The organism is Arthrobacter sp. MDT2-34-1 (assembly GCF_059091365.1).
On record NZ_JBNHGO010000001.1, the window covers coordinates 446,435 to 464,531 of the forward strand.

Sequence of the window (18,097 nt, forward strand, 5' to 3'; positions counted from 1 at the left end):
AGGAACGCTCAGCCCAGGGGTGGCGTCGGCGGCCCGTGGTTGATGGTCGGCCGCTGAAGGACTTGTTGAGGGTTCCAGAAGACGCGGCGCGGCCGGAACAGGAAACCACGGCACTGCGCGACGAATGGGTTGAACCTTAAGTCTGTCTTTCACGTCCGACACTTCTACCCACGTACCTGACACATCCGAAGGCATTCCCACTTACGTGTGGTCGGCCGATGCGAATGCCTATACTTTGCCGTGATCGTCGGGCAGGCATGAGGGGCTGGTGTGGGCGCGGATCTCCCGCCTGCTCTGCAATACTGCAGGCATGGAGAGCCTCAGGGATCGGCGCGACTGGCTTGACGATGTAGCGGCTCCAGGCCGCCCCTGGGCGGTGGCCGCTGTGGCTGTCGCAGCAATCGGCATCCTGTTGCTCCTCCTTGGGCTGGGGACCCGGCCCGGTGCTGAACTGTTGACCGGGTATGCGATCGTTTACGCGGCGGTTGGGTTGTTCATCTACGGTCCTGACATCAGGGATGCCACCTGGGCCCGGATCCTGGCATTCGTTCTGCCCGGGTTGTTGATGGTGGCACTGTGGGTGCTGGGCACCGGCTACTGGGGTGGGCTCTGGCTGCTGGGCCTGCCGTCCTGGGCCATTCTCTGCCTGCGCTGGGACAGTTACAGCTGGACGCAACGGGTGGCAAAGCTGGCACTGTTCGTGGTGCTCCTGGCCGCATCCTCGCTGTTCTTCGTCCTCTACGGGTTCTACCCAATTCTCGGTCCCGCTCTACTCGCCCTGGTGCCAGTAGTACCGCTAGCACACTTCATCGCATCGCCTCTTTACAGGCAGCGTCCCCTGCGGGTCGCCGTCGAGTTCCTACTCTCCTGCGCGGTCGTTGCCGTGGCGCTGACGCTGCCGCAGCTCGGTTGGGCTTCGCCGCTGGGATTCGCCGGCGCGGCGGTGCTGGCAGGGCTGTTGATGGCAGGATGGGCGGCAGCTAGGCCGTCGTGAGCCACGAAGAACCCAAACTCCCCGGGCATCGCCGCCCACGCGGAGTCATCTTTCAGACGGCTCCCGCCTTCCGCAAATTCCATCTCCGCAGGTGTGGCAGGCATGATTCAGTTTCCCGAAAACTAGAGACTCGCAATCCTGTGGATAACCGTCATGCACTGGCGGGTGCGAACGCGGGCTTCGCCAGGCGTGACTTGACCACGGTCGTGACAGCCTAGTCGCCATGGTTTGTTCCGTCGACAAGCCTGCGCAAGGCGTTGAGGCTCATCTCATCAGCTGCCAGTTCCACTTCACCGTGGCTCGTTTGGATACTGACCACGCGCTGGTTCCGTCGAAGCTCCTTTTGCGTGCGCGGAGGCAGAACCCGTTGCTCGGCGAATGACTGGACCTCGAGGATTCGGGGGGCTCCGATGGCCTGGTCCAAGCCAAAGGGTTCAATGACGTTGCGCTCTCTGAACACGATGGTGCCTGGTTTAAGCTGGGCCGACCCTAGTGCCCACCGGTTGCGCAGTGACCCGGGCACAGCAGTGGGATAGCGGAGGAGGCAATCAATGATCCCGTGTTCTTCGATGTCCGCGGTCAGGCGCTTCCGTTTGTCGCGTCTCACCCCGACGAGCAGCAGGGCTTCGACGAGGACGACTGCCCCGAGGCTGGTGAGGATCCGGGCGCCCAGATCCGCATTCGGCTGCAGGATATTTGCAGGCAGCAAAGCCACCATGGGCAGCCACCAAAGGGCGTGGTCAGAGATGCGTTCCAGTCCGCTTTTCGGAGTGCGAGCCGGTACTTCGGGGGCGACCATGCTTCATTGTCGTCCCTTCACCTTTGGGTTTCCTCGGACCCGGGTTTCGATATCCGAATTGTGCCGCAGGTAAGCAGGAGGTTGTTACCTAAACCGTCCAGTTTTTCCCAGGCGTACGCGGTTACCCATTGGCGGCGTCAATTGTGACGAAGCGCTCTGCATCAAGATAGCTGCCGTCCAAAAGGCCATTGCTGTCTCCGTGCCGCAGGATTGTCAGGCCGGTGCGTCCGCCGGCTTCCCAGTCGGCCTCTGTGGGAGCCAAGTCTTGATATGAAAATCCTGTGGTGATCCATCCGGCCTCCCTCAGGCTGTCCACCGCATCACTGAACGCCTGGCCTGCCCTGCCCCATAAAGTTACTTGGCCGGGATATTCGGACTCGTGGTACCGGTAAATCGCGAGGACTTCGCCTTCGTGGGGTTGGGAGCAGTCGACGGTGAACAGTGCCGTCGTTGTTGCTGCGTAGTCGTAATCGAAGAATATGCAGTCTCCAATGGAAACCTCGACAAGGGATTTGGGCTCTGTAGTGTCCCAAGCCTGGCTTAGGAACGCGTTCGTATAGGCCACGTCAGCTTCAACGTTCCGCGGCCCGGGAGCAACCATATCGGTACGTTTTGGATCAGGGGACGGTGCCGCCACGGTCATGACAGTCACCGGCTCAGCGTCAACGCGTTCCGGGTCGGAGGATGGGGCTGGGCTGGCAGGCGCCAATTGAGAGACAGCCGGAGGTACTTCCAACACAGTGCAGCCGGCGAGAAAAGCGGCGGCACAAATGGCAAGAACCATATGCACGGTTGGAAAATTTGCGGTGCCGTGATTCTGGTTCATGTTCCCCCTAAGTTAAGACACTACTTATTGGACCTAAATCAACCTGAGAGATTGTCCAGAGAAGGTTGCCTTTAGCTACGCCTTGTATCCGAAGCCTACTCTCTCGCCCAAGCTGGACTGGGGGGTTCAAAGGGAGCAGCCAGGGTTATGCAGCTATGGCCATGCACATAAAGAAGTTATTGCTTCGCAATGTGGGAAAAATTTCGCGCCTAGCGTCCTGCGGTTAGCCTGAGACAAATATGTCTACGGTAAAGGAAATCCGTGTGGCTCAACGCCGCCTAGGGAATCGCTTCTCTTCGGTGTTTGCGTTCGAATTTGTCGGTATCACGACAGCCTGCAGTAGTTTGAGTGGTGCCAGCCACCAGCAGACAGGAACACGATGTGCGCACGCTGACCAAACTGACAGCCGGTGTAGCGGTACTCCTGGCGATGGCTGGCTGCACCAGCGGACCAAAGCCGGCGCCGCCTGATCTGGCATTCAAGGACCTGCCCCTCACCTCAACCAATAAGCATCTGCTGGCAGAAGAAGCGCCCTACAGGTTTTACTCTCTGGTGCCGCTCGCCGAGTTGGCCAGCGGGCGCCTCTGCGTGGTCATTCAGGATGAAGGGGGCGCCGAATCAACTGGATGTGGCCACGGCACCCCGTACATTGCCAGGGACAAGACCGAGGGAACTCCCGGCCTCCTGGAAGCGAAGCTGGCGTACGACGGCTACGACGCCAGTAAGGAACTGGCCGATGGCTGGCGCTACCTGCACAAGAACCTGTTGGTGCGCGGGTTGGATGATCCGAAGTTCTGGATTGCTGCTCTGGATGCTCCGGCCGGACCCGCCGACACCAGCCTGGCCGGCGACGCGGAGGACCTCAACATCAAGGCAGACAGCGCGCGGCTCCTGTTCAAGGACGACGACTACGTGTTCCATGCGGCGCTGTCGAACGACCCTGGTGGAGACGGCATTGTGTGCGTGGTCGTGGAGAATCTGAAAGCCGAAACAGCCTCCTCCGGCTGTGGCGGCGGCACCCCCGCTGTGGAGCTGGGCGCCCCCGGCGTAAAGGCAAAGCTGGTCGACGACGACTACGACGTCAGTAAGGAACTGGCTGAAGGCTGGCGCCATGCGCACAAGAACCTGCTCGTTTACCCCTGATCAGCCGACACCTCTGCAAGGGTAACGCTGCGGCTCCGGCGGCGCCGCCTGTGCAGGAAAGGAGCGGTCAGTCCAGGGGCGGCGTCGGCGGCCCGACGACCACAGCGACGACGCCCAGGCCGGTGTGGGCGGCCAGGACCGAGGGCACCGGGGTCAGCAGCACCTCGTCGCTCAGGTACTGCTGCAGGGTATCCGCGATGGCCCGGCTCTCGGTTTCGTTGCCGAAGTAATGCACCGCAACCCGGGGTTCGTAGTCGAGTTCCTCGATCCGGCGCACCACAAGCTGCTGCAGCCGGGCCTGGGCGCGGGCGGCGGTCCGCACCTTCTCCAGCGGCAGGATGGCACCGTCGCGGATGGCCAGCAGCGGCTTGATCGCCAGCAGGGAGCCGAGCAGGCCGGAGGCGGCGGAAATCCGGCCGCCGCGGCGCAGCTGATCCAGGCTGGGCACGTAGAAAAAGACGTCGGAACACACGGCGGCCGCCTTGGCGCGATCCGTCACGGCCTGCCGGTCGAGACCGCTCTGCGCCGCGACGACGGCGTCGATGACGGCGAATCCTTCGCCCAGAGCGGCGCTGCGCGTGTCCACCACTTCCACCGGGATGCCCACGCCGTCGGCGGCCAGGCCTGCCGCTTCGATCGTGCCGGAGAGCTCGGCCGAGAGGTGGATGGAGACGATCGCGTCGAAGCCCAGGTCTTCAAGCTCCCGGTAGGTCCGCTCCAACAGCCCCGGCGACGGGCGAGACGTCTTGATGTCGCGCCCCTCGGCGAGCCCGACCGCCAGGGCGGACGCGACGTCGTCGACGCCTTCCCCGTAAATCTGCCCTGAGATCATCACCGGCATCGGCACCACCCGCAGCCAGTCCGCGGTGTCCGGCTGGTTGACCCAGTCCGCGGGCAGCGAGGCCGCCGAATCCGTGACGACGGCGACCCGGTGCCGCGGCGGCTGCCCGGGCCGGGCAGGCGCCTGCTGCTGGTGCAGCAACTGTTTGGACCGCTGTACGAGGTGCTCGAGCCAATTCATCGGGGCCGGGCCGCCGGTCAGGCCGGCACGATGTTGACCAGCTTCGGCGCGCGCACAATCACCTTGCGCACTCCGCGGCCGTCAAGGGTCCGGATGATCTGCGGCGAGGCCAGGGCGAGCTTCTCCAGCTCGTCCGCGTCGACGTCGGCTGCCACCTCCAACCGGTCGCGCACCTTCCCGGCCACCTGCACCACGGCCGTCACGGTGTCCTGCACCAGCAGGGACTGGTCCACGGCCGGCCAGGACGCCTTGACCACGGACGGTTCGTGGCCCAGCCGGGCCCAGAGGTCCTCCGCGGTGTAGGGGGCAAACAGGCTCAGGATGATGGCCACTGCCTCGGTGGCCTCGCGGACGGCCGGGTCGGCGGCACCGGGTCCGGCGTCGATGGCCTTGCGGGTGGCGTTGACCAGCTCCATGAGCCGGGCGATGACCACGTTGAACTTGCCGGCGTCGAGCAGTTCGGCGGCGTCGGCAACGGTCCGGTGGGTGACCGAGCGCAGGGCGCGGTCGCCGTCGTCGTACCCTGTGCCCGGAGCGGAGGCGACGTCCTGTCCCAGCCGCCAGGCGCGGGCCAGGAACTTGGCCGAGCCGGAGGGGGAAACGTCCGCCCAGTCCACGTCGTCTTCGGGCGGCGAGGCGAAGATCATGGTCAGGCGCACGGCGTCCACGCCGAACTTGTCCAGCTGCTCGCCCAGGTCCACGCCGTTGCCCAGCGACTTGCTCATCGCTTTGCCGCCGTTGAGCACCTGGCCCTGGTTCAGCAGCGCACGGAACGGCTCGTCGAAATCGATCAGGCCCATGTCCTTGAGCACCTTGGTGAAGAACCGGCTGTAGAGCAGATGCAGGATGGCGTGCTCGACGCCGCCGACGTACTGGTCCACCGGCAGCCAGCGGGCCGCGGCGTCCTTCTCGAACGGGCCCTCGGCGTAGTCCGGCGAGGCGAAGCGCAGGTAGTACCAGGACGAATCCACGAACGTGTCCATGGTGTCGGTGTCCCGGCGGGCGGCCTTGCCGCAGTTCGGGCAGTCGGTGTTGACCCAGTCCGCGGCCGAGGCCAGCGGCGAGGTGCCCTTGGGCGACAAGGCCTCGCCGCGCAGGTCGTCGGGCAGCCGCACGGGCAGCTGGTCATCGGGAACCGGGACCTCGCCGCACTCGTCGCAGTGGACGATCGGGATCGGCGCGCCCCAGAACCGCTGCCGGGACAGCAGCCAGTCGCGCAGCCGGAAGTTCACGGTCTTCTCGCCGGTGCCGGCCGCCTCCACCAGGTCGATGGCGCGGGCGATGGCTTCGGTCTTGGACAGGCCGTCCAGCTCGCCGGAATTGATCAGGGTGCCGTCGCCGCTGGTGGCGATCCCGGTCTCGGCCGGATCCCCTTCCCCGGTGTCGACGACGGCGCGGACCGGCAGGTCGAAGGCCTTCGCGAAGTCGAGGTCGCGCTGGTCGTGCGCCGGGACGGCCATGATGGCGCCGGTCCCGTAGTCGGCCAGCACGTAGTCGGCGGCCCAGACCGGCAGCTTTTCGCCATTGAGCGGGTTGATCGCGTAGCGGCCCAGGAACACGCCGGTCTTCTCGCGTTCGGTGGACTGGCGCTCGATGTCGGAGAGCGCCTTGATCTGCTCCCGGTAGGCCATCAGCGCATCGTGGTGTTCCGGGGCCACCAGGTCCAGCGCCAGGTGCGCGTCGGCCGCGACCACGAAGAAAGTTGCGCCGTTCAGGGTGTCCGGGCGGGTGGTGAAGACCGTGACGTCCTGGGCCGGGCGTCCGCCCGCTTCCTCCACCGTGAAACGGACGTGCGCGCCCTCGGAGCGGCCGATCCAGTTGCGCTGCATCGCCAGCACGCGCTCCGGCCAGTGGCCCTTGAGCTCGTCCATGTCGTCCAGCAGCCGGTCGGCGTACTCGGTGATCTTGAAGTACCACTGGTTCAGGCTCTTCTTGGTCACGGGCGTGCCGCAGCGTTCGCATGCCCCGTTGACCACCTGTTCGTTGGCCAGGACGGTCAGGTCCTTCGGGCACCAGTTGACCGGCGAGTTCTTGCGGTAGGCCAGGCCGCGCTCGTAGAACCGCAGGAACAGCCACTGGGTCCAGCGGTAGTACTCCGGGTCGGAGGTGTGCAGCCGGCGCGACCAGTCGGCGCTGATCGCGTAGCGCTTGAAGGACGCCGCCTGGGTGTCGATGTTGGCGTAGGTCCACTCGCTGGGGTGGGCGTTGCGCTTGATCGCGGCGTTCTCGGCCGGCAGGCCGAAGGAGTCCCAGCCGATCGGGTGCAGGACGTCGTAGCCCTTCAGCCGCCAGTAGCGTGCCACGACGTCGCCCATGGCGAAGGCTTCGGCGTGGCCCATGTGCAGGTCGCCGGAGGGGTAGGGGAACATGTCCAGCACGTAGCGGCGTTCGCGGGAACCGTCGTCGGCGGGAGCGAAGACATCAAGTTCCTCCCACACGGCCGGCCACTTGGCCTCCATGGCGGAGAAACTGTACTCGTGCTGTTCCGTTCCCGGCTGCGTACTCACTGTGCTTGCCTCGTCCTCTTGTCTGTACTGCGCACTGGCCTGACTCCCCTAGACACACAAAAGCCCCTCGGCATCGGAGGGGCGGGCCGCTGAAGCAGGGCCTGGGCCCCGCGGCAGCGGCTAGCTAAGGAGCAGTGCGAACATGGGACCACTTTACCGCACGTTCACAGGACATCGTCGTCGACCCAGTCGAAGGTCCGGGTGACCGCTTTCTTCCACAAACGCAGCCTGCGTTCCCGCTCTTCCGCCGGCATCTGCGGCTCCCACACCTTGTCCTGCACCCAGTTCCGGGCCAGCTGGTCCGTGTCCTCCCAGAATCCGACGGCGAGGCCCGCGGCGTAGGCCGCTCCCAGCGCCGTGGTCTCGGTGACCCGCGGCCGCCTCACGGGCACGCCCAGGATGTCCGCCTGGAACTGCATCAGCGCATCGTTGGCGACCATCCCGCCGTCGACCTTAAGGCCGGTCAGCGGCACCGCGGCGTCCGCGTTCACCGCGTCCAGGACCTCCCGGGTCTGGAAGGCCGTGGCCTCCAGCGCGGCCCGGGCAATGTGCGCCTTGGTCACAAAGCGGGTTAGGCCCACCAGCGCACCGCGGGCGTCCTGCCGCCAGTACGGGGCGAACAGGCCCGAGAAGGCGGGCACGAAGTAGCAGCCGCCGGTGTCCTCGACCGTGCCCGCCAACTGCTCCGCCTCCTGGGCGGATGCGACCAGGCCCAGGTTGTCGCGCAGCCACTGGATCAGCGACCCTGCGACGGCGATCGACCCCTCCAGCACATAGTGCGGCGCCGCCTTGCCCAGCTGATAGCCCACGGACGTCAGCAGGCCGTGCGATGACCTGACGATCTCCTCGCCCGTGTTGACCAGCACGAAGCACCCGGTGCCGTACGTGTTCTTGGCCTCGCCGGGGTTGAAGGCCGCCTGCCCGAACGTGGCCGCCTGCTGGTCGCCGAGAATGCCCGCGACCGGGACGTGCCGCAGCAGCTGCGAGCCGTGCACCGTCGCATAGGGCTCGGACGAGGAGCGGATCTCCGGCAGCATCGCGGCGGGCACGCCGAAGGCGCCCAGGATCTGCCGGTCCCACTGCAGCGTGCGCAGGTCCATGAACAGGGTGCGGGAGGCGTTGGTCACGTCGGTGGCGTGCGTGCCGCCGTCCGGCCCGCCGGTCAGGTTCCACAGCACCCAGCTGTCGGTGGTGCCGAACAGCAGCTCGCCGGCTTCGGCCCGTTCCCGCGCCCCGACCACGTTGCGCAGGATCCAGGCCAGCTTGGTGCCGGCGAAGTAGGGCGCGAGCGGCAGTCCGGTCTGCTCGCGGAAGCGGTCCACGCCGCCGTCGGCGGCCAGTTCGTCGCAGATCTGCTGCGTGCGCACGTCCTGCCAGACGATCGCGTTGTACACCGGCCGGCCCGTGCTCTTCTCCCACACCACCGTGGTTTCGCGCTGGTTGGTGATGCCGACGGCGGCGATGTCGTGCCGGGTCAGGCTGGCCCGGGACAGCGCCGTGCCCACCACCTCGCGGGTGTTGTCCCAGATTTCCAGCGGGTCGTGTTCCACCCAGCCCGGCTGCGGGAAGATCTGCCGGTGCTCGCGCTGGCCGGTGGAGACCGGCGTCCCGGAGTGGTCGAAAATAATCGCGCGCGTGGAGGTGGTCCCCTGGTCGATCGCCAGCACGAACTCCGCCATCTGTGTCCTCCACGCTCCGATCCGGGCCTCGGTGCCCGGCTGCTGTCGAACCTAACCGGCGGCGCACGGCAGCGTCAATCGAGCTCGCCTCGCCGTCGTCCGCCGTGCGGCCCGCTTGCGGCGTGTGCCAGCCGGCGCCTGCCTCCGTATCTGCGCCCCGCGCCTGTCCGATGCCAGCCCCGGCTGTGCCCTCACCTGTGCCGCTCCCGCGGCGGTCGCCGTCGTCGGCCCTGGGCAACATCGGCCGCGCTGCGCGGCAACGCGCCCGCAGGTCGGTAGAGTCGAAGGCATGAAATCAGGAAGGACCCCGGCGTGACCGCCGTTGCCGACCGTGCGGTGCGCCGCGAACTTCTGCTCGACGGCGCCCGGGTGCGCTACTGGGAATATCCCGCGGACGACGACGGCGCGCCCACCCTCCTGGTCATCCACGGCTTCCGCGGTGATCACCACGGGTTGGAACTCGTGGTGGGCCGGCTGCCCGGTTACCGGGTGATCGCCCCCGACCTTCCCGGCTTCGGCGAATCGGAGCCGCTTACTGCCGGCAGCCACGGGATCGAGGGTTACACCCGGTTCCTGCACGCCCTGGCCGGCGAACTCAAGCTGGGCCCGGACACCTACATCCTGGGACACTCCTTCGGGTCCATCGTGGTGAGTCACTACCTGGCGGCGCATCCGGGCAGCTTCCGGGCCGCCATCCTGGTCAACCCGATCAGCGAACCCGCGCTGCAGGGACCCAAGGCGATCCCCTCCCGGCTCGCCGGGTTCTACTACTTCGCCGGGGCCAAGCTGCCCGAGCGGCTGGGTCTCTGGCTGCTGCGCCACCGGCTGATCGTCCGGGGCATGAGCATCATGATGGCGAAAACCCGCGACCCGCAGCTGCGTTCCTACATCCACGGGCAGCACGACGCCTACTTCAGCGCCTTCGCGAACCGGAGGGTGGTGCTGGAGGCCTTCCGGGCGTCCATCTCCGCCGATGTGGCGCAGGTCGCCGGCCTGCTGGAGCTTCCGGTCCTCCTGATCGCCGGCGAACGGGACGACATCGGTTCCGTGGCGAGCCAGCGCAGGCTCGCGGCGATGATCCCGGACTCCCGGCTGGAAGTGATCCCCGCCGTCGGGCATCTGATCCATTACGAAACCCCGGCAGCGGCCGCCGCCTTCATCCGGGACTTCATCGACGGAATGAGTGCATGAAACTCCTGATTGACGCCCGGTTCACCCGAACCGACCAGCTGGACGGCATCAGCCGCTACGGCGCCAGCCTCATCGAAGCCGCGTCCAGGCTGGCGGACGTGAGCATGCTGATCAACGACGAGCGGCAGCTGCAGTTCCTGCCCGACGTGCCCTGGGTCAAGATCAACAGCCCCCTCTCCCCCGCCGAACTCTTCGTGGCGCGCCGCGTGAACAAGCTGGGCGCCGACGTCGTCGTCTGCCCGATGCAAACCATGGGCAGTTTCGGCCGCAGATACGGGCTGATCCTGACGCTGCACGACCTGATCTACTACTCCCACCCCACACCGCCGGGATTCCTGCCCAAGTCGGTGCAGTGGCTGTGGCGGCTTTACCACAAGGCCTACTGGCCGCAGCGTCTCCTGCTGAACCGCGCGGACACGGTGGCCACCATCAGCCACACCACGCAGGCGCTGATGGAACGGCACCGGCTCACCCGCAGGCCGATCCGGATTGTTTCCAACGCCGCCCAGCCGCAGGGAGCGCCGCGTGATCCCGCCGGCGGCCGCGACAAGACCCTGCTCTACATGGGCTCGTTCATGCCGTACAAGAACGTTGAAACCATCGTTGACGCCATGGCGCTGCTGCCGGACTACCGGCTCCATCTGCTCAGCCCGGTGCGTCCTGATCGGCAGGCCGAACTGGAGGCGCGGGCCGTCGACCCTCGCCGGCTGGTCTTCCACAACGGGATTTCCGACGACGGGTATCAGCAGCTGCTGCAACGGGCCACCGCGCTGGTCACCCTCTCCCGTGACGAAGGCTTCGGCCTGCCGCTGATCGAGGCCATGGCCGCCGGAACACCGGTGATCGCCAGCGATATTCCTATCTTCCGGGAGGTCGGTGGCGGCGCCGTCACGCTCGTGGACCCGGACGAGCCCGCAGACTTCGCAGCGGCGGTGGCGGCACTCGACCAGCCCGGTGCCTTCCGCGCGGCGTCGGAGGCCAGCATCCGTCGAGCGGCGGCCTACGACTGGAACGAGTCGGCCAAGCAGCTGGTCGCCGCCGCCGAGGAAGTGCTGGAACGACGGCGGGGCCGGTCCCGGTAGTTTGGTGGCCGGCAGGCGGAGAGGAGCCGTTGGATGTCGTTCCTGAAGCGCCCGATCGACACGTCGACTCATTTCTTCTTTCCACACCGCGCGAGCGGGTGGAGCTGCTGACGGCGGACTTCCGTTTCAATGTGGCGCCTTCGAGCAGGGCCACTCCACAGTCTGCCGTGCTGCGGTCACCTGCACCATCGCCGTCATCGTCACCGACACCGTCTCCGTCAGCGGAGGCGGAGGCGGATGCGGAGGCCGCACCCTCCGAAACTGTCAGTGGCGGCCAATAGTCTGTTTTCAGTAGCAGTTGAGCACCATCGTTGGCCGCCTGGCAGTGGGTTTGCCGGCGGCGTCTGCGGATCCGTCCAGGGTTCGTGGCCGCTCGTAGTCGAGGCCATGCAGTATGCATGCTGAAGATTGAGACGCTGAGATGTTTGATCCGGCCGTACCCGATTCTCCCGCCGCAGCGGTGCTTGCGCCCAGATCGTCTGCCGCAGCCCCGCCTGCCGCAGCCCCGGGCGCCCCAGCATCTCCCGCCGCCGGATCACGCGCCACAGCATCGCCTGTTGCAGGACCACCTGCCGCACCCCCGTCTGCCACAGCCCCGCCCGCCCAAGCATCAGAAGCAGGACCACCTGCCACAGCCCCGTCTGCCGGCAGCGGTTTGTTGCGGGGTGCCGGGCCGGCGGCGGGTCCGATGCGGTCTGCCGCTGTTCGCGCTGCGGCCGATGCCCTCGAGGGCATCGACGTGGGTGCGTCGGAGCGGGAGTTGGTGGAGGAGCTTACGGCGTTGGAGGGTTTGAAGGCTGCAGCGGCGGCCGCGCAGGCCAGGGTCCAGGTCGCGCTGGAGAAGTCGGTGCGTGCCCGCCGTACCTGCGCCGGGATTCCGAAAGACCGGCAGGGCGCCGGGGTGGCCGCCCAGATCGGGTTGGCCCGGCACGAGTCTCCGCACCGTGCCGCGGTCCTGCTGAACCTGTCCCGGACCCTGGTCACACAGATGCCGCACACCCTGGCCGCCCTCGCCGCGGGGAGCCTGAACGAATACCGGGCCGAGATCCTGGCCCAGGAGACCGGCTGCCTGTCCCCGGAGCACCGGGCCCGCGTGGACCGGGAACTGGCCGGGAACCGGGAGCGGTTGCACGGGCTCGGGAACCGGGCGCTGCGGGCCGAAGCCAAACGCCTGGCCTACCGGCTCGATCCCCGCTCGGTGGTGGACCGGGCGGCGAAGGCCGAAGCGGACCGGCATGTGTCCTCCCGGCCCGAGCCGGACACGATGGTCTCGGTCCGGACCCTGCTGCCGGTGGTCCAGGGGGTGGCGGTGATGGCTGCCCTGCACAAGGAAGCGGACCGGCTGCGCAGCACGGGGGACCCCCGGTCGCGGGGCCAGATGATGGCCGATACCGTGTTCGAACGCGTAACCGGGCGCAGCACCGCCGACCCGGCCCGGCTGGAAATCCAGTTGGTGATGACCGACCGTGCCCTGCTCCGGGGCGAGGCCGAACCGGCCTGGCTGACCGGGCACAGCGTCGTCCCTGCCGGTTACGCCCGCAACCTCACCCGTCCGCCGCAACCGCCGGCACCGGCGCCAGCACTGGCAGCAACCGGCGGCAGCCCGCCGGGCGGGGCGGGGCAGAAGGCGCCGCCGGCCGGGACCGAACCGGGGTGGAAGACCGCCCGCGAGCAGGCCCAACGCAACAAGGTGTTGAAACAGGCCAGCGTGGAAGACGTCTGGATCCGCCGCCTCTACACCGCCCCTGCAACCGGGCAGCTGCTGGGGATGGACTCGGCCGCCCGGAGATTCCCGGACGGGATGCGCCGGATGATCCACGCCCGCGACGCGGTCTGCGCAAGGCCCTGGTGCGACGCCCCGATCCGGCACATCGACCACATCGTGCCCTGGACGCAAGGCGGTGAAACCACCATGGCCAACGGCCAGGGACTGTGCGAACAATGCAACCAGTCAAAGGAAGCCGAAGGCTGGTCCAGCCGCACGATTGATGGACCCGGCCATGTGGTGGAAACCACCACACCCACCGGCCACACCTACACCTCCACCCCGCCACCACTACCAGGCACTCCGCCGGCGGAAGCAAAAGCAGCCCCTGCGTCCCGCGCCCGCCGCCGGACCGCGCGTGCGGAAGGTTACAGCAGGTCGGTCCCATCGCAGCGCACCTGCACCGGGTCGGGGACGCGCTTGGCGGACAGCGCCGCCTTGCGGTGACGAAGCGCGGCAGTCACGCGGGGTCCGTCCTGATAGCTGAAGAACAGCAGCAGGCGGTGCTCGCTGCTCTCCCCGGATCGGGCCGAAAGCTCAACGGGCCCGACGCATCGAAGGCTGCCGCTGAGCTCAAAGTCCGCCATGAAGGCTTCAATGCCTGAGGGCTTCCCGGTCAGGGCGGCGATCCTGACGGCTGGGGGAAGCTGAAGCTCACGCCGCAACTGAATTTCCCGGGCTGCGGCGCCGGAGGGGTCCCACCGTACCAAGGGCGCCACAACCGCGTCTTGGTCGGCGGTGACTACCACCAGCCCCCCTTCGGACGACGGCTGCACCAGCGACGCGGCGCGGAACCACCGGCGCAGCACGTCTTCGGGGGTGCGCAGAGACTCGCGACTGAGCATGGCGTTGCCATCCAGCAGCAACGCCGCGGCGTACCCATCGGGCGCCACCGGCTCGGCTCCCGGTGTCGCGACCACCAGGGCTTTACGTGATTCGACGACAGACTTGATGTGTTCCCCCGAGGAAGACACGACCGTCGCCCCTGGGAACGCACGTCCCAGTTCCTCCGCCGTGCGCAGGGCGCCGACCGCAGAGGCCCGGAGCCTGTGGGACCCGCATTCGGGGCAGGAGTAGTTCGTGGCCAATCGGCCGCACCACCGGCAAGCCGGCGCCGCGGACCGGCCCGGCTGCGCCAGCGGCCCATTACAGTCGGTGCATCTGGCCGGCGTGCGGCAGTCCTGGCAGGCAAGGGCAGGTGAAAAGCCGGTCCGCGCCACCTGGACCAGCACCGGACCGCGCTCCAGGCCTTCCTTGGCGGCAAGCCACGCGGCATGCGGCAGGCGGGCATGGCGCAGCATGGGATCGCGTTCCTGTTGGAACGAATCAGCGGTATTGAGGATCCGCGGGGTCGCCTGGCGCAGGAACGGCCGGGCAGGTGTGAGCGCCGACGCCCAGCCGCTCTCAACCAGGCGCTGTGTTTCGCCGCTGCGCGAGACACCGGCGAAAAGGGCGGCGCAACCGGCCTGTGCCGTGCGCAGCAACAACACCTCGCGCGCATGCTGGTACGGGGCACGCTGCTCCAGCAACAGGTCGTCGCCGTCGTCCCACATCGCCACCAGTCCCAGATCCTGCACCGGAGCGAAGGCGGCCGAGCGCGTCCCCACGGCCACGGACACTTCGCCATGCAGCAACCGCAGGTAGTTCCGGTAGCGGGGCGTCGGCCCGTCCTCGGCAGTCAGGCGGACATACTGGTCCGCGCCGAGGACGCGCTCCAATTCGGCTTCCAGCCGCGCCAGATCCTTGGCGTCCGGAACAACGACGACGGCGCCGCGGCCGCTCTGCCGTACGCTCGCCACGGCGTGGGCTATCTGGGCTGTCCACGAAGCAGGACCGTAGGACTTGTGGCTGGCCAACACGGCACGCGGGGCGGCACCCGACGCCAGCCGGGCCAGAAAATCACCGGCGCCGTCATAACCGGCGAAGGCTTGCTCCGCGCCATCCGGAGCCGGCGCGGTAGCCGGAGGCCCGGTGCTAGCCGGAGGTGCCGGGTCAGCCGACTGGCCCGCCTCCCGGGCGGCGAATTCCTTATCCACCTTGGCGACGCGCGGCGGGATGGCGGCGCGCAGTACGTCGCTGACATTCCCTGCGTAGCGCTCGGCCACGGACGTGGCCAGCCGGAGCAGCTCCTCGGTCAGCACCGGCTGCGCGGAAACCACCTTGGCCAAGGGCGCCAGCTTGACCCCTTCCGGCACCTCCGACGTGCGGCGGGTGATGTACCCGCTCATTTCCTGGCCGCCGAAACGAGCCTTGACCCGCGCGCCGGGAACAGCGTCGTCGTCCAAATTCTCCGGCACGAGATAGTCGAAGATCCGGTCCAGATGTGGCAGCGACGTTTCGATCAGCACCTGCGCCACCGGGTCGTTCGCCGCCGCCGGCGAGGTACCCGGCGCCTGCTTGGGGGCACCGAAGCCCTGCAGCAGGCTCAGCTGGTGCGGATCAGAGCCCATCAGGCTCAGGCGTTGAAGTAGCTGCGCAGCGCGTCGGCCCGGTCGGTTCGCTCCCACGTGAAGTCGGGATGTTCGCGGCCGAAATGGCCGTGCGCCGCGGTCTGCTTGTAGATGGGCCGCTTGAGCTGCAGGTCGTCGATGATGCCCAGCGGACGCAGGTCGAAGACTTCCTCGATCGCCTGGGCGATGCGCGCCGGGTCAACGGTCTCGGTTCCGAAGGTTTCGACGTAGATGCCGACCGGCCGCGCCATCCCGATGGCGTACGCGATCTGGATCTCGGCGCGCCGGGCCAGTCCCGCGGCGACCACGTTCTTGGCCACCCAGCGCATGGCATAGGCAGCGGAACGGTCAACCTTGGACGGATCCTTGCCGGAAAATGCGCCGCCGCCGTGACGGGCCATGCCGCCGTAGGTATCCACGATGATTTTGCGTCCGGTCAACCCGGCGTCGCCCACCGGCCCGCCGATCACGAAGTCGCCGCCCGGATTGAGGATGTAGCGCACGTTGGTGGCATCCAGGGAGCTGGCCGCAAGCACCGGCTCGATCACGCGCGAGGCGAGGTCAGCACGCAGGTGTTCGAGGTCCACGCCGCCTTCATGCTGGCTGGAAATCACGACCGAGTTAACCGACACCGGCTTGTCGCCGTCATAACCGATGGTCACCTGCGTCTTGCCGTCGGGCCGCAGATACGGAAGCGTCCCGTCCTTCCGCACCTCGGTCAGACGCTCGGACAGCCGGTGCGCGAGCCAGATCGGTGCGGGCATCAAGACGTCGGTCTCGTCGCTGGCATAGCCGAACATGATGCCCTGGTCACCGGCACCCTGGGCATCGCGCGCATCGATGCCGGTCCCCTCGCGGGTTTCGAACGAGTTAAAGACCCCGGAGGCAATCTCCGGCGACTGCTGCCCGATCGAAACCGACACGCCGCAACGCTCGCCGTCAAACCCCTTATCCGAGGAGTTGTACCCGATCTCCAGGATGGTGTCGCGGACAATCTGCGGGATCTCCACATAGCCCTTCGTGGTGACCTCACCGGCCACGTGTACCAGGCCGGTCGTCGTCAGCGTCTCTACGGCTACCCGCGACTCGGGATCCTCGCGCAGCAGCGCGTCGAGAATGGCGTCGGAAATCTGGTCACAGATCTTGTCCGGATGGCCTTCGGTCACGGACTCGGACGTGAAGAGCCGCAGATTGCTGTCAGAAGAAGTCACAGACATACCTTACTTGCTGGCGAGGACCGCCACGGAACGGTTGAGGCGGCCTCGAAAGGCCGGGTCATGGAGCGAAACGGTAGTACACAGGGGGTCACGGGCGGGCCGGTTCCCGCGGCCGGCCGGAAGCGCCCGCGCGCAGTTTCAGCGGGAGAGTTCGGCGGTGATGCGCTCGACGACCACGGCCGCCGCGCTGTCTTTGCTGCCGCGGTGGGTCTGCAGTTCGACGCCGCTGCGCGCCAGCACCGTGATCTCGGTGTCATCCTGCCCGAACACCAGGTCGCGGCCCACGCGGTTGAGCACCAGCAGGTCGCAGCCCTTTCGCTCGAGCTTGCTGCGCGCGTAGTCGAGCACGTCGCCGCGGTCGTCGCCGGTCTCCGCGGCGAAACCGACGATCAGCGGCACATCGCCGGAGCCGCGCTGCTGCACGACCTCCACCAGGATGTCCGGATTCCGCACCAGCGTGATCACAGGGTCGTCGGCGTCGTCGCGCTTCTTGATCTTGGTGTCGGTCACTTCAGCCGGACGAAAATCCGCCACGGCGGCTGCCATGATGACGACGTCGGAGCGCGCCGCCGCTTCGAGCGTCGCCTCGCGCAGGTCCAGGGCGGTTTCCACCGAGCTGGACTTGATCCCGTCCGGGATATCCACCTCAAGGTGGGCGGCGATCAGTTCAACCTCCGCTCCCGCGGCCGCAGCGGCGCGGGCCAGTGCCACGCCCTGCTTGCCGGAGGACCGGTTGCCCAGGAAGCGTACGGGGTCCAGCGGTTCGCGGGTACCGCCGGCGGTGACCAGGACCCGCTTGCCGGCCAGCGGACCGGGTTCCGGAGCCGCGAGGACCCGCGCGGACGCGTCCGTCGGCCAGCCGGCCTCCGCCGTCGTCCGCGGTTGCAAAGTCCCGTCTGCGAGGGCTGCGGTGATGAAGTCGTAGATGTCCGCCGGTTCGGGCAGCCGGCCGGGGCCGGTGTCCTTGCCGGTGAGCCGCCCGATGGCCGGGTCCATCACCGTGGTGCCGCGGCCGCGCAGCGTTGCCACGTTCGCCACGGTGGCCGGGTGCTGCCACATTTCGGTGTGCATGGCCGGCACAAAGACCACCGGCGCGGTGGCCACCAGCAGGGTGTTGGTGAGCAGGTCGCCGGCCAGGCCGGCGGCGGCGCGCGCCAACAGGTCCGCTGTGGCCGGGCATACCACCACGAGGTCGGCTTCCTGGCCGAGGCGGACGTGGTTGACCGACTCGACGGCATCGAACACGCTGTTGCTCACCGGGTTGCCGGAGAGGGCCTCCCAGGTGGCGCGGCCAACGAACTTCTCGGCGGCGTCGGTCGGGATGACCGTCACCTCGTGGCCGGCTTCCTTAAACAACCGAAGCAGGGATGCCGACTTGTAGGCGGCGATCCCGCCGCCTACGCCCAAAATGATCCGCATGCCT

Annotated in this window: 13 protein-coding genes; 5 read left to right on the forward strand and 8 right to left on the reverse strand. The window is 67.6% G+C overall.

Annotated features, from left to right (window positions below; all coding sequences use genetic code 11):
- The first annotated feature begins 385 nt into the window (after nt 1–385).
- Nucleotides 386–994: a hypothetical protein gene (locus AC5RVV_RS02090; protein ID WP_493999781.1), complete on the forward strand. Its 609-nt coding sequence runs from the start codon at nt 386–388 to the stop codon at nt 992–994.
- A 214-nt stretch (nt 995–1,208) separates the two neighbouring features.
- On the opposite strand, the gene AC5RVV_RS02095 is transcribed toward AC5RVV_RS02090, so the two are convergent.
- Together AC5RVV_RS02095 and AC5RVV_RS02100 are read right to left on the reverse strand one after the other, a co-directional pair.
- Nucleotides 1,209–1,793, reverse strand: a complete 585-nt coding sequence (locus AC5RVV_RS02095; RefSeq protein ID WP_493999782.1) for a hypothetical protein — start codon at nt 1,791–1,793, stop codon at nt 1,209–1,211.
- Nucleotides 1,794–1,914: 121 nt separating this feature from the next.
- Nucleotides 1,915–2,619 (reverse strand): hypothetical protein, encoded by a 705-nt coding sequence (locus AC5RVV_RS02100; protein WP_493999783.1) that lies wholly within the window; start codon nt 2,617–2,619, stop codon nt 1,915–1,917.
- Nucleotides 2,620–3,000: 381 nt separating this feature from the next.
- Between AC5RVV_RS02100 and AC5RVV_RS02105 the strand changes: the two genes are divergently transcribed.
- Entirely contained in the window at nt 3,001–3,762 is a 762-nt protein-coding gene (locus AC5RVV_RS02105; RefSeq protein ID WP_493999784.1) for a hypothetical protein, read from the forward strand.
- A 67-nt stretch (nt 3,763–3,829) separates the two neighbouring features.
- On the opposite strand, the gene AC5RVV_RS02110 is transcribed toward AC5RVV_RS02105, so the two are convergent.
- The 3 genes from AC5RVV_RS02110 to glpK all read right to left on the reverse strand — a co-directional run bounded on the left by AC5RVV_RS02110 (nt 3,830) and on the right by glpK (nt 8,969).
- The gene (locus tag AC5RVV_RS02110) at nt 3,830–4,783 is read right to left on the reverse strand and encodes a DegV family protein (protein ID WP_493999785.1); all 954 of its coding nucleotides are present in this window, start codon (nt 4,781–4,783) and stop codon (nt 3,830–3,832) included.
- Between the two features lie 17 nt (nt 4,784–4,800).
- Complete coding sequence (gene leuS, locus AC5RVV_RS02115; RefSeq protein ID WP_493999786.1) at nt 4,801–7,290, reverse strand: leucine--tRNA ligase; 2,490 nt, start codon at nt 7,288–7,290, stop codon at nt 4,801–4,803.
- Nucleotides 7,291–7,454: 164 nt separating this feature from the next.
- Nucleotides 7,455–8,969, reverse strand: coding sequence for a glycerol kinase GlpK (glpK, locus tag AC5RVV_RS02120; protein ID WP_493999787.1), 1,515 nt, complete (start codon nt 8,967–8,969; stop codon nt 7,455–7,457).
- Nucleotides 8,970–9,281: 312 nt separating this feature from the next.
- Between glpK and AC5RVV_RS02125 the strand changes: the two genes are divergently transcribed.
- From AC5RVV_RS02125 to AC5RVV_RS02135, 3 genes are all read left to right on the forward strand, one after another.
- Complete coding sequence (locus AC5RVV_RS02125; protein ID WP_493999788.1) at nt 9,282–10,160, forward strand: alpha/beta fold hydrolase; 879 nt, start codon at nt 9,282–9,284, stop codon at nt 10,158–10,160.
- Nucleotides 10,157–11,242 carry a glycosyltransferase family 4 protein gene (locus AC5RVV_RS02130; protein ID WP_493999789.1) on the forward strand — a complete coding sequence of 362 codons (1,086 nt, stop codon included), beginning with the start codon at nt 10,157–10,159 and terminating at the stop codon, nt 11,240–11,242. Before AC5RVV_RS02125 ends, AC5RVV_RS02130 begins: the two co-directional genes overlap by 4 nt.
- 688 nt (nt 11,243–11,930) lie before the next feature.
- Nucleotides 11,931–13,454 carry an HNH endonuclease gene (locus tag AC5RVV_RS02135; RefSeq protein WP_493999790.1) on the forward strand — a complete coding sequence of 508 codons (1,524 nt, stop codon included), beginning with the start codon at nt 11,931–11,933 and terminating at the stop codon, nt 13,452–13,454.
- On the opposite strand, the gene AC5RVV_RS02140 is transcribed toward AC5RVV_RS02135, so the two are convergent.
- The 3 genes from AC5RVV_RS02140 to AC5RVV_RS02150 form a co-directional block, all read right to left on the reverse strand.
- Nucleotides 13,376–15,457, reverse strand: coding sequence for a primosomal protein N' (locus tag AC5RVV_RS02140; RefSeq protein ID WP_493999791.1), 2,082 nt, complete (start codon nt 15,455–15,457; stop codon nt 13,376–13,378). The two genes, AC5RVV_RS02135 and AC5RVV_RS02140, sit on opposite strands and share 79 nt — an antisense overlap.
- A 5-nt stretch (nt 15,458–15,462) precedes the next feature.
- Entirely contained in the window at nt 15,463–16,668 is a 1,206-nt protein-coding gene (gene metK / locus AC5RVV_RS02145) for a methionine adenosyltransferase (RefSeq protein ID WP_493999792.1), read from the reverse strand.
- A gap of 144 nt (nt 16,669–16,812) precedes the next feature.
- Complete coding sequence (locus tag AC5RVV_RS02150) at nt 16,813–18,093, reverse strand: bifunctional phosphopantothenoylcysteine decarboxylase/phosphopantothenate synthase (protein WP_493999793.1); 1,281 nt, start codon at nt 18,091–18,093, stop codon at nt 16,813–16,815.
- Nucleotides 18,094–18,097: the final 4 nt, after the last annotated feature.

Excerpts from the sequence above, each read along its gene's own strand:
- AC5RVV_RS02095 (WP_493999782.1), bottom strand. The coding sequence starts at position 1,793 with ATGGTCGCCCCCGAAGTACCGGCTCGCACTCCGAAAAGCGGACTGGAA.
- AC5RVV_RS02100 (WP_493999783.1), bottom strand. The coding sequence starts at position 2,619 with ATGAACCAGAATCACGGCACCGCAAATTTTCCAACCGTGCATATGGTT.
- AC5RVV_RS02110 (WP_493999785.1), bottom strand. The coding sequence starts at position 4,783 with ATGAATTGGCTCGAGCACCTCGTACAGCGGTCCAAACAGTTGCTGCAC.
- glpK (WP_493999787.1), bottom strand. The coding sequence starts at position 8,969 with ATGGCGGAGTTCGTGCTGGCGATCGACCAGGGGACCACCTCCACGCGC.
- AC5RVV_RS02130 (WP_493999789.1), top strand. The coding sequence starts at position 10,157 with ATGAAACTCCTGATTGACGCCCGGTTCACCCGAACCGACCAGCTGGAC.
- AC5RVV_RS02135 (WP_493999790.1), top strand. The coding sequence starts at position 11,931 with ATGCGGTCTGCCGCTGTTCGCGCTGCGGCCGATGCCCTCGAGGGCATC.
- AC5RVV_RS02140 (WP_493999791.1), bottom strand. The coding sequence starts at position 15,457 with ATGGGCTCTGATCCGCACCAGCTGAGCCTGCTGCAGGGCTTCGGTGCC.
- AC5RVV_RS02150 (WP_493999793.1), bottom strand. The coding sequence starts at position 18,093 with ATGCGGATCATTTTGGGCGTAGGCGGCGGGATCGCCGCCTACAAGTCG.